General features: G+C 23.7%; 11 protein-coding genes. All 11 read right to left on the minus strand.

Features of this window, described 5'->3' with window-relative positions:
- Window positions 1-19: 19 nt before the first annotated feature.
- Entirely contained in the window at window positions 20-322 is a 303-nt protein-coding gene (locus tag HF996_RS02400; protein WP_168910470.1) for a hypothetical protein, read from the minus strand.
- A 173-nt stretch (window positions 323-495) separates the two neighbouring features.
- Window positions 496-2,343: a type I restriction enzyme subunit R domain-containing protein gene (locus tag HF996_RS02405; RefSeq protein ID WP_168910471.1), complete on the minus strand. Its 1,848-nt coding sequence runs from the start codon at window positions 2,341-2,343 to the stop codon at window positions 496-498.
- Entirely contained in the window at window positions 2,282-3,520 is a 1,239-nt protein-coding gene (locus HF996_RS02410; RefSeq protein WP_334199187.1) for an HsdR family type I site-specific deoxyribonuclease, read from the minus strand. The genes HF996_RS02405 and HF996_RS02410 overlap by 62 nt, the downstream gene beginning before the upstream one ends.
- Window positions 3,521-3,588: 68 nt before the next feature.
- Window positions 3,589-4,803: a restriction endonuclease subunit S gene (locus tag HF996_RS02415; RefSeq protein WP_168910473.1), complete on the minus strand. Its 1,215-nt coding sequence runs from the start codon at window positions 4,801-4,803 to the stop codon at window positions 3,589-3,591.
- Window positions 4,793-5,830, minus strand: a complete 1,038-nt coding sequence (locus HF996_RS02420) for an N-6 DNA methylase (protein ID WP_217349325.1) — start codon at window positions 5,828-5,830, stop codon at window positions 4,793-4,795. The genes HF996_RS02415 and HF996_RS02420 overlap by 11 nt, the downstream gene beginning before the upstream one ends.
- Entirely contained in the window at window positions 5,773-6,336 is a 564-nt protein-coding gene (locus HF996_RS03975) for a type I restriction-modification system subunit M N-terminal domain-containing protein (RefSeq protein ID WP_217349326.1), read from the minus strand. The genes HF996_RS02420 and HF996_RS03975 overlap by 58 nt, the downstream gene beginning before the upstream one ends.
- A 93-nt stretch (window positions 6,337-6,429) precedes the next feature.
- The gene (locus tag HF996_RS02425; protein WP_168910474.1) at window positions 6,430-8,079 is read right to left on the minus strand and encodes an ATP-binding cassette domain-containing protein; all 1,650 of its coding nucleotides are present in this window, start codon (window positions 8,077-8,079) and stop codon (window positions 6,430-6,432) included.
- 94 nt (window positions 8,080-8,173) lie between these two features.
- Window positions 8,174-8,515 (minus strand): hypothetical protein, encoded by a 342-nt coding sequence (locus HF996_RS02430; RefSeq protein WP_168910475.1) that lies wholly within the window; start codon window positions 8,513-8,515, stop codon window positions 8,174-8,176.
- A gap of 161 nt (window positions 8,516-8,676) precedes the next feature.
- Window positions 8,677-9,402: a hypothetical protein gene (locus tag HF996_RS02435; protein ID WP_168910476.1), complete on the minus strand. Its 726-nt coding sequence runs from the start codon at window positions 9,400-9,402 to the stop codon at window positions 8,677-8,679.
- 270 nt (window positions 9,403-9,672) lie between these two features.
- Window positions 9,673-10,674: a hypothetical protein gene (locus tag HF996_RS02440; RefSeq protein WP_168910477.1), complete on the minus strand. Its 1,002-nt coding sequence runs from the start codon at window positions 10,672-10,674 to the stop codon at window positions 9,673-9,675.
- Between the two features lie 276 nt (window positions 10,675-10,950).
- Complete coding sequence (locus HF996_RS02445) at window positions 10,951-12,540, minus strand: ATP-binding cassette domain-containing protein (protein ID WP_168910478.1); 1,590 nt, start codon at window positions 12,538-12,540, stop codon at window positions 10,951-10,953.
- Between the last annotated feature and the right edge of the window lie 5 nt (window positions 12,541-12,545).

Here is a 12,545-nt window from a genome sequence, read left to right on the forward strand (position 1 = left end):
AAAAGTTTTAAATAGTTTTTTATAATCTGATTATTATGTCTTTTTGCGCTAAAAGAAGATTTGTAAGCTTTGATTTTTGTCTTTGTTGGTCAAAAGTAGTTCTTTGATTTATTTCAAAAGTGCTATTATATGTTCTACCACGAATTGAATAAGGTCTAAATGGTTTTCTTTTAATAGGTTGGTAAGTTCTTATAGGTTGGTAAGTTCTTTTATAAATTGGCTGGCGGTTTATTTGATTTATCGATGAAGAATTACTCCTTGAACGATTAGCAGCTACTAAAATTATTATAATAATAACAACGGGACTAGAGAGCCACCACAATCGACTTCTTTTTCTTGGAAATTTTCTATTTTTTATTTCTTCAAGTAAAAACTCTTTTTCATCATCAAGAAACTGGATGTTTTCTTCAGCAAGTTTTTGTTTTTTTTAATTTGTTTTTGCTTTTCTTCAGAATCAAAATTATCTTTTTTCATAACTTTATTTTACCTTAAAAATTAGTTAGAAACAAAACTCATTTCTTTTTCATTTTCAAAATCAGAATCATATTGTAATTTAAACTGTTCAATAATGTCATCTAGTAATGATTGTCATTTTTCTTTTCCAATTTTATTGTCACTCAAGAATCTTTTTATTTCTGATTTTAAATCACTTTGTGGTTGTTCTTTTTCAAAGAAATCAATTTGATATTTACTATTTACTTCTATAAGAATACCTCAAATTTTTGAAGCCATATCTTTAAGAAATTCTTTATTTTCATTGCTAATATGTTCTTTAAAAATGTCATAATAAGCTTTTTCAAGTGTTGTTAATTCTAATTGTTTTTCTTCTTCATCGTCTTGTTGTGTTAGATGATAAATTTGTTTAACTTCTTCAATTGTTTTACGCAATCCTTCAATGCCTTGTTTGTATTTTTCAATTGTTTCTATTACTAACTGTGAATAGATTTCACTTTTTCTTTTATTAGTTCTTTTTATAATGTTTATTCTATGTTCAACTAATCTTCTTAACTCGTGAAAATAAATATTAGAATTTTGAACATCGTCTATCAAAGATATTAAATTATTGTCTGAAATTATGTTTATTTTGTCTGCATTTACTATATTATTTGTTAAATTTAATATGTGTTTATCAAAATCTTCTTGTGTTTTGATTTGGGAAATTTCTTGTTTTAAACTTTTTTTGATAAAACCTAAAATACTTGAAAAATAAGAATAAAGACCTTTTGATTTATCGTCCAAAACAGAATAAACTAAAGAATAATTTTGTTTTAAAAATGTTATATTTTCAACAAAGACTTTTTTAATTTCTTCTTTTTGACTATCTAATAAGTAGTTAGCAAAGCTTACAATTAATTCCATTTTAATACCATCTTCTTGACTTTCAAAATCTTTGCAATTAATCTTTAGATTTTCGGCTTCTTTTCTTCATTCTTCTAGTATTTGTTCAAATTCAGGCAGTAATTTTTCTCTTACATCTGCAGGTCTAGATAATTCTATGTCTCTTTTAGAACTAAATTGAGTCATAGCTTTATTTAATTGCTTATAAATACCGATATAATCAACTATTAGACCTTTTTCTTTGTTAGGAAAGACTCTATTTACTCTCGCTATTGCTTGCATTAAATTATGTTCAATCATTGGTTTTAAAATATACATAGTAGATAAACAAGGCACATCAAAACCTGTTAGTCACATATCGACAACAATTACTATTTTTAATTCAGAATCTTGTTTTTTAAACTCAATTGCTCTTTGTTTTTGATATTCTTTATCATTAATAACTTTTTTTCACTCTTCAGGATTTTTATTATCAGAAGTCATTATTAAAGCTAATTTTTTATCTTTTCATTCTGGTCTTAGTGCAATAAATTTGTTATACATTTTCATTGCAATAGCTCGAGAATAAGCAACTATCATTGCTTTTCCTTTTAAAGTGTTTGCTTGTGAGTTTTCATAATGTTCTAAAATATCATTAACTACTGAATCTATTACTTTATTATTAGAAAAAATAGCTTCTAAATTTGAATGCTCTTTTTTTAATTTATTAACAGATTCAATACTGTTAGAATTATACATTCGTTCAAAATGCTTTTCAATTGTAGAAACTTGATCATCATTTAATTGTAAATCTACCATTTTTAAATTAAAGACTATATCAGTAGTTACTTTATCTTCAATGGATTGAGTAATGTCATAAATATCGATATATTTACCAAAAACTGCTCGTGTATCTTTTTCTTTTTTTGATAATGGAGTACCAGTAAAGCCGATATAAAAAGCATTAGGCAATGAAGTTCTTAAAATTTGAGCAAAACCTTTTTTTTTCTTTGTAAGTTTCTTCATTTTTAATTTCCATTTCATCATAAAAACCATAATGAGATCTATGAGCTTCATCTGCAATTACTATTATATTTTCTCTTGTAGATAATGTTTTAGAATCAGCTTCAAATTTTTGTATAGTGCTAAAAAAGATACCATTTACTTTTTGCTTAATTAATTTTTCTTTTAAATCTTCTCTAGATTCCATTTGTACTGGTTTTTGTTGTAAAAATTCAGAAAAACTATCAAAAGTAGAATAAAGCTGTGAGTCTAAATCATTTCTATCTGTAATTACAACTATAGTAACATTTTCTAAAATCCGTCTTACTAACTTTGATAAAAACACCATAAAAATGGATTTACCAGAACCTTGAGTATGTCAAACTACACCACCTTTTGGTTTGTTTTTATCTTTATTTTCATTTATGTCTTTTACTCTAGCTAGTGCTTTTTTAACTCCTCAATATTGATGATAAGAAGCAATTATTTTAGTTTCTTGATCATCTTTAAAACAAATAAAATTTTTAATAATATCTAATAAAATTTCTTTTTGAAAAATACCTTCAAAAAAGACTTCTCAATTTATTTCTTTTTTACTTAAATATTCTTTACCATCTTTTGTTTTTCAGGATTTGAAATGTTCAAAAGAAGATGTAATTGTTCCGATTTTAGATTCAGATAAATCAGAAATAACTAAGAAGGTGTTATATATAAATACTGAAGAAATGTCATACATGTAATTTCTTAATTGTTTATATGCATCTTCAATTGTAGTATTTGGATCAATAGGATTTTTTAGTTCCATAACTACAATCGGAATATGATTTAATCAAACTATTAAATCAGGTATTTTTTTATCTTTATTTTTTTCTTGAAAAGAATCTTGCTGAGAAATTTCAAAAATGTTATTTTCTATATTTTCAAAATCAACTAATTTAATAGTTTTGCCTTTTTGTTCATTATTTTGTTTGTAGCTTACAGTTATTCCATTTTGCAATCAGTTAGTAAATTTTAAATTTGGCTTTAAATCTGAAGGATTTTCTTGTTGCAAACTTATTAATGTTTTAATTGCTTGCTTAATTGCTTGATCATCGGCGTCTTTGTTAATAATTTTGAGTTGCTCAAATAATAATTCTTCCTTTAGAAAAGATTTATTAATAAATTTTTCGGTTTGTTTTTGTCTGTGTTTTAAAGTATCAATAAATTTTTAAACTATTTCATTTTCATAAGCTTTTTCATTTAACATTTTTGCCTTCTTTTTATACACTTTTATACTTTTATTTTTGATAAATCAAGCTCATTATTTAATAATTTAGTAATTAATTTGTCTCTTAGTTTTTCAAGTTTTTTGTTTTCTAAAAGTAAAGTATTTAAATTTTCAAACATTGCTTTTGTTAAGTTATGATAGTTTTCTATTATGCTTTTAGGTGGAACGATTAGAGGGATGTTGTTGAAATCGTCTTGAATAACTCGTTGTTGGGCGGATCCGTGACTTAGATTGCTTTTTATTTGTTCAAACAAAGGGAATAAAATATAACTTGCTATATATTCAAAAGTGGTTTGAGTACATTTTAAGCCTGCAAAATCTGTAGAAAATAAACTATTTTCAACCAAGTACTTTAATGCATTATTTAATAAAATATGTTTTGAACTATCTTTCAGTGTTGAAAATCAAACTGAATACAAAATAGGTTGCTTACTTGATCTACCAGGTATTGTTAAAGAAGAAACTAATCTTCCATTTTTTATATTTATATGTTGAACATCAGCAGTTGCAAAATATTCCTTATCCCCTTCAAATTTATTTATTCTTGCATTAATAACACTACATAAATCATTATGTAGTAATGATTGTTTTTTTCATCCTTGTGTTTTAATATTTTGCTCTATATCAACATCAACAAAATAGCGACGATATAGTGTTAATATTTGAAATTTTAAATTTTCTATTATTTTTTCATTAGTTTCAATTTTATTATCTAGTGAATCTGTTATCTTTATTATTTTGTCTTGGATTTCAAAAGGAGGGATGGAGACTTTGAGAAGAGATAATTCACTGAAATTAAATCAAGGTAGAGTAGTTGATCTTGTTATTGCTTCTGAATGAATATGTTCTATGATATTTTCATTCCTCAAAATATTGTATAAAAATTTAGATTTTACAATTTTTTCGTTAGTAGATAAAATTAAAAAGCTATCTGCAATGACATAAGAATATTTTGACTTTGGAACTGATTTTACATACATAAAATGTTTATAAATAGGAGCAACTTTTGAATATATGATTGTTCCAACTTCTAAAATATATTTAAAGTGAGGGTTTGCACTTTTTCAAAGTGAAGGCGCATGATTTTGAATTTTTTCTTTTGAAATATCTTTTGTGTTTAATAAAATTGCATATTCTTTATTTTTTGTATACTTATTTTTTGTATCTCAACACAACTCACCAATTTTGTACTCTTTTCATTCAAAATTATTCTTCATTTTCATCTTCTAAACCAAATCCTAAATTAGCTAAGTTATTAACTATTTCTTCTGAATACATTTTAGAATCTTGAAAAAGTTGTATAAGTTCTGAGCTTAAACTTTTCATTTTTGTGGCAAATTCTTCTGCAGGTTCTGAATCAAAATTAACTTCAACATATCTTCCAGTTGTTAAATTGTAATTATTTTCTTTTATTTCATTTAACAAAACTACTGCTGAAAATCCTTTTTCATTTTCTAATTCACCATTTGCATATTTTTTATATGTAGATACTATTTTGTTAATATCATCTTTTGATAATTCTCTATGTTTAGTAGATACCATATGACCTAATTTAGTTGCATTAATAAATAAAAATTTATCTTTATTTTTTTTCTTTTTGTTAAAAACTCAAACAACTACTGGTAATGAAACATTATAAAAAAGCTGAGTAGGAAAAGAGATAATAGCCTCTAAGATATTATCTTCAATTATTTTTTTTCTAATTTCTGTTTCTGTTTTATCAAATGAAGAAACAGAATTATTTGATAAAACTAAAGCAATTTTTCCTCTTGGTGATAGGTGAGAAATCATATGTTGCATTCAAGCAAAATTGGCATTTGATTTTGAAGGAATACCATATTGTCATCTAGGATCTTCACTTAAAGATTCGTTTCATCAATTTTTTTGATTAAATGGCGGATTTGCAAAGATAAAATCAAATTTTTCATCTTTAAAATGATCATTTGTAAAAGTTGATGCAGGGGAGTCTCCGAAATTTGCCTCAATTCCTCTAATTGCCATATTTATTTTGGCAATTCTTCAAGTATCAGGTTCAGATTCTTGACCAAAAAATGAAATTTGAGTTGTTTTTTCGTGTCGTTCTTCTAAATATTTTATTGACTGAACAAACATTCCCCCACTACCACAAGCAGGATCATAAATTCTTGATTTAGCAACAGGATCTAAAATGGCAACAATTGTATCAACTATTGATTTAGGAGTATAGAATTCCCCCCCCCGCTTTCAGCGAAATGGGATAAACAATATTCGTATGCTCTTCCAAGAATATCTCTTGATTTTTCTACTTCATCAAAGTGAATTTCATTTATAAAAATGTCAATTATATCTCCTAATGCAGTAGGGTTTAATTCACTTGAAACATATTTTTTTGGTAGTGTGTTTTCCAATATTTTATTATTTTGTTCAATGTTTTCCATTGCTTGATCTAAAAATTCTGCTATATTTGCCTCTCTACTACGTTTTGCAATTTCTGATCAAATATAATCTTTTGACATAAAAAAAGCAGAAATTTTTTTGTACTCATCTGCATCGTCTTCAAGACCTTTACCTTCTGCAACTAGTTCTTGATATCTTTTTTCAAAAACAAAAGATGCATATTTTAAAAAGATTAAACCAAGCAAAATATCTGCATATTTGGCTGTTAATGTACTTCCTTGTCCTCTTAATGTATTTGCAGCTTTTCACAATTTTTCTTCAAAACCGAGATTATTGGAATTGATTTTATTTAATTTTTCTTTTTCTTTTGCCATTTTATTCCTTTAATATAAACATTTTAATATCTTTAATTTATAACTTTGTATTATAGCAAAAAATGCATATTATTTGTAAGTTAACTATTTTTACTACTTTCTAAATTCAATAACTTCATTAAAATGTTTATATTCTGAAGCTTTAATATGATGAGAAATATAGATTAAGGTTAAATTTTTATCATTAAATAAATAATTTTTTATTTTTTCTAAATTCTTTTTATCTATATTTAATAGAGCTTCATCAATTATTAAAAAAGGCTTGGCATCATATAAAATTCTTGCTACTTGAATTCTTTGTTTTTGATTTAAAGAAATTAATAAATTTCAGTTATTGGTTAAGTATTGAGATTCTTCTAAAACTTCTAAATTTAAAAATTTAATTATTTGTTTTAATTTGTCTCTGTTTTGAAATTCATCTTCTTCTAAACTAATGTTTTTGTACAAATCACCTTCAATTAAACAGGTTGCTGAATTTTTTTTACTTATGAAATTAATTTGAGAATTTATACTTTTAAAATCTATTGTTTTTAAATCATATTGGTTGTTTAAAATTATTTGACCTTGATAATCTTTTTCTAGTCCTAATAATATTTTTGCTAATGTAGATTTTCCACTTCCGTTTTTTCCTACAATTAAATATTTTTTATTTTGTTGTATTTTGAAATTTAGCTTTGAAATTAAAGGATTTTTATCATAACTAAAAGTTAAATTTTTAATATCAATACTAAATAATTTTTTTGGTAGTGGGATTAAATTCTCTTCTATTTTTAAGCCAAAAGGTATGTCATTTAAATGTTCTTTTTGATGCTTTCTTACTTGGTGAAATTTAATCATATTACTAAAAAAATGATTTATTTGTTCAAAAAATTTATCTAATAAAACATTTGACAAAACAATTATCGACACTGAAAAAACAATTATATTTATGTGATTGTAATAAATATAAATAAAAATTAAAATAATAAAAACATTAACTAAAGTTTTAAATATTCTTGCAGTATTAGAAGAAATCCAAAAAGAAATATTTCTCATTTTTATGTAATTTTTATATGCTTCTATTTTGTTTTTAATATTGGATTTGAAAATCTTATTTACTTCATCTTTTTTGTTTAATAACATTAAACTTGGTAGATAAGAGATTATTTGATTTGATTTTTCATAAAAGGAATTGGTTGACTTTACTTTATTTTTATAGGATTTTTCTAGTTTTTCTTTAAACAATAAAGGAAAAATCGAAAATATTAAAAAAGATATCAATAGAGTTAAACCAATAATTCAATTAAATATAAGAGCAAAAATTAAAATCGAAGCTATATATAAAGTATGTTTAATTATTTCTAATAGTGAATTGTAATACTTAGTAATTCTTTCATCATTGTTATTTTTAATTTCTGAATAGTAAAAGCCTTCGCCTTTTTTCTTATATTCAGTTAAATTTACTTTGTTAAAATAAGTTGACATTTTTTCTAAATTTTTATGTTTTAAAATGGCTGTAAACCCTGTAAACATAGAACGATTAAAAGTATTTACCACAACAAAAACTAATGAAGAAACAAAATAAATTACTAATCAAAGAATTAAATAATTTAAAGATTTTTGATTAATTGCATTAAAAATGTAAAATGGAGAAATTGTGATTAAAAAAGAATTTAAAATAAATTGCAAAACATAAAATATATTTCAAGCATAAAATCAAGATAACTTCTTTTTTAGTATCATCTCTTTAAATTTCTTTTTCATTTCTAATTTATTATACTTTATTTTTGATATCTTTTAGTTTACTAAATTAAGCAAAATAAAAAGTTCATAATTTCTTATGAACTTTTAAAATTTATTATCTTCGAAGTGAAACTCTTAGCCCTGAGTTTTGTCTTTCAACTTCTTCTCTTACTTGTCTTTTGACTTCTTCTATTATTCTTTCAAGCTCAGAATCAAAATATGTTTTTCCTTTGTCATAACCCATTAAAGCTGCACCAACTATAAACAATGCTATTGAAATCACTAAAGTGATAATAGCAGATAAAATAAGAAAGTTTATCAAAATAAATCTAATTCCATTTTGTTTTTTAGCATAAATTCTAATGGAAAAAGCTATTAAAAACACACTAACAAGTAAGATTATAAATCCTCCGGCAAAAAAAGCATAAGGAGAAAGTTTAATATTTGTTAATTCCATAATAACCTCCTTTTGTAATTAATATAGCTTATAAATTTTATACAAAATTTAATTTTTCCAAATGTTTTTCAAAAGTATTTTGAAACTTAAATTTATTTAGGAAGTATAAAAAATAAAAAATCCTTCAAAAAAATGAAGGATTTTTCAAAATAATTTACTTTTTAACTTTGAGGTGATTGAGGATTAAGTTGTTTTGAAAGTTCCTCTTGCTGTTTTTGTAATTGTTCTCTTAATTTTTTAAGTTCTTCTGCATTTTTTCTTCTTACTTCTTCTAAATCTTTTTTATTTTTAATTTCTTGTTTTATTCTTTCTTGAATTTTTGGCAAGAAATAATCTTCATTTCTTTTTTTATCTCATGTATTTGTTAATACATCAATTTTAGATTGTAAAGCTTGTTCTTTTGAAGTTTCTTCAGTTTTTTTGATAAGTTCAGAATTAGAAATTTCTTCATATAAAAAGACTTTTTGTTCTAATTCTTCTAGTTTTTTTATGTTTTCTGCATTAAGCGGAAGTTTTTGTTGTTCAGTTAATAATGTTTCTAATTCTGTTTGTTTTTTTAAAAAATTTTCTTTATCGTTATTAAATGAATCTTGTAGTCTTGCAACTTCAACTTGTTTTTCAAAATCACTCATTATTTTATCTTTTTGTGTTTGTGAAAGAGAAGATAATGTATCTTGTGCTTTTTCAAAAGAAGTTTTTTCAGCTGGAGGTTGCACTGCGGGAGGATTTTTAGTTGAAGTATCAGAAGTATTTGTTGTTTCATTTTTTACTACAACTTCTTGTCTATTTGTAAGAGAAACAACTACGATAGCTGCAGTTAAAACAGGAACCAATAAAATTGCTAAAACTGCTACTATATCTTTTACACTTTTGTTTTTAAATGCCATTTTAATTTTAATAACCTTGTGTTTCCTAATTTGTATTGTTAATATAAAGCTATTTTTACTTGATATCGAAGTGGTGATTTATATTTATAATTATAAATTCTGCGCTTTAAAAAGTATTATTTTTAAGCATAAATTTAGTAAAAATTTTTATATTTAACAATTAAATTATATATATATATATATTGCAAGCTTTTATGAAAATTTATTACAAAATATAGTAAAAAATCCTTCAAAAATGAAGGATTTTTAGTACTTAAATAAAATAATAACTTATTTAGAAGGAGTTTTTAAAATATCAGCTAAAGAAGGAAGGCTACCACCTTGTAAAAATTGTTGTCTTAACTTTTCTAAGTCTGGATTTGATTTTTTGAGTTTTTCAAGTTCTGCTTTTCTTTGTTTTTCAAGTTCTGCTTGTAGTTTTAAATCATTTACTTTTTGTTTAATAGCATCTTGAATTCTTTTTTGTTCTTGGATATGATATTTAATATCATCTCTTGTATGATTTGTTTTATCTTCTTCTATTGAAGTTTCAAGTTTTTTAATATCAGATTCATTTTGAACTCCTTCATAACGTAGAAGTTCAACTTCAAGTTTATTTAACATGATTTTGTCTTCAGGAGTCATTGAACTTGCTTTTTGTAATGATTGAATTTGTGATTCTATTTTACTTTGTTCTGCTTTAAATTTAGCAGGATCACTTGTAAATAATTGTTGTAATTTAGCAATTTCTACTTTTTGTTCAAAATCTGAAATTAAATTTTGCTTCATTTTCTCATCTAATTGTGAAAATTCTTTTTGTACTTGTTTAAATTCAATATCTTGTTTTAGATTATTGTTAATCTGGTCTAAAGATGAACTAACTTTATTTTGATCTGAATTAGTTTCTTTTAATGTAGTTGCAAATTCTGGTTTTTCAAGTAATTCCATACTTAAAAGTTTTAGAGTTAATTCTTTTAATTTTGTTTTTTCTTCATCAGTTAGACTTTCTTTTTCTTCTAAAACTTTTAATTCATTTTCCAATTTAGTTTTTTGAGCATTTCATTTAGTTTTATTAGAAAATAATAGATTTAGTTTAACATCTTCTACAGAAGGAAAATCTTTCTCTGGTGTTGGGGTTTGCTCAGGTTTTAAATCTTCTTGTTTTTGTTCTTTTATTAGTACTTGTTGTTTTTGTGTCAAAGAAACTGTTACGATAGCAGCAGTTAAAACAGGAATAGATAATAAAGCTAACGTAGCTGCAAGGTCTTTAACAGTCATTTTTTTGAAAATCATTTTTTTATAATATACCTCGAATAAATAAATGATAATTTTGATAATTCACGAAAACAAAACTCATAGATAAATAAAATATTTTATTTTTAAAATCAATAATTAAATGTTTCGAAATTTACCAAATACCTTGAATTTTGTAGTCAAATTAAGATTTAAATTTATTAAACACATTAGTGTTTAACATAATTATTATATATATATATATATTGCAAGCTTTTGTGAAAATTTATTACAAAATATAGTAAAAATCCTTCAAAAATGAAGGATTTTTAGTGTTTATAGCACTATTTCTTCATCAAATAAGTCTTTGACTTTATCATCAATATGATTACTTATTGCTATTATGGTATTTTTATTATTTTTTAAAATATCATATCAAATCTCATAACTAAATTTAGTTTCAATGTTATCAAGAACTTGATCTAGACATCAAATATCGAAGTTGGTGTATTTTAATCTTGCTAAAGAAATTCTTTGTTTTTCTCCGTCTGAAAGTTTGCTATAGGCTATATTATCTTCTAATGATATATGGTCTATTTTAAACTCTTTTAATAAATTTTTTACTAAATCAATATTTGGATTTTTATCTCATATAACTATGTTATTTAATAAAGTATCATTGTAAATAGTGCTATTGCTTTCAAGCATTCCAATTTGTTCTCTGAAGTAATTAACATCTAACAAATTTGCTTCATATTGTTTATTTATTACAACATTTCCTTCATATTTTCTATAAACTCCAGCTAAGATATTTAAAACTGCAGATTTTCTTTTTTCTGATACTCCACTAAGTAAATATTTTTTACCTTTTTCGATTTTAAAAGATTTGTTTGTAAAAACATATTTATCTGATTCTAAAAGTTTATAGCTAACGTTTTTAAATTCTATAGTCTCTATTAATTGTTTAGGTTTAAACCTGATGTTGTTAGAATTAGGTTTGTTAAATATTTTATCCAAAGTAGGAGCATATAAAAATATAGGAAGTAAAGAATTAAATAAAAATGATAAAGAAGTAGAAAAAAGAAGTAAATAAGAAAATAGAGAAAGAAAAGAATCAAGCTCAATTAAATTGTAGTAAATTAAAAATGAAATCTCTCCTACTCCTAAAGTTAAAAATGCTACATTAATAAATTTAAAGACTCAAATAATAGAATCTGTTTTAAAATCCAATAAAAACTCTTGTTTATGAAGCATATTTGCTCTTGAGTTTATAGTTTTTTGAAATAAAGAAATTTTATTAAAAAAGTAAAATACATAAAATAATGAAAATGCCTTGATTTGTTTTTGACCATATTGTTCATACAAATTCATCATTTGTGTAGCTCTTTCTTGCATAATAGGTTTTAAAGCTAAAATCAAGAGTAATAAAATGACATTAGCTATAATGATAGTTAGCAAAATAATTCAAGAGTATAACGAAATTACAAACATAAATATTAACGGTATAACAGAATAGCTAACAAATTTAAAAATATGCTCATGAAAGAGTTCTAAAATTAAAATTGCATTATTAGAATATTCGTTTAAAAATGAAATAGTTTTATTTTTATTTTGATAAATGTTATAAACAGTATCTTGTGTTAAATTATGAACTATTTTTTCTTGAATTTGTTGGTATGTTCTAGCTTGAGTGGCTAATTTAAATTTGTTAAAAAATCAACTGATGAGAACATAAAATAACATTGATAAAACATTAATAGATAATCAAGTATATAAAACTGAATTAAATGAAGTAGAGTTGCTAAAATATTCAATAATAAATTTATAAGAGAGCGTGTGTAGAGAAAGTAAAACAGTAAGTAAATTTTGAAATAAAAAAACTATTAAATTTCTAAATTTTTCTAATTTTAAAATCTGAAATACCATTTATT

It is taken from the genome of Mycoplasma sp. 1654_15, from assembly GCF_012516495.1.
Lineage (GTDB): Bacteria > Bacillota_I > Bacilli_A > Mycoplasmatales > Metamycoplasmataceae > Mesomycoplasma.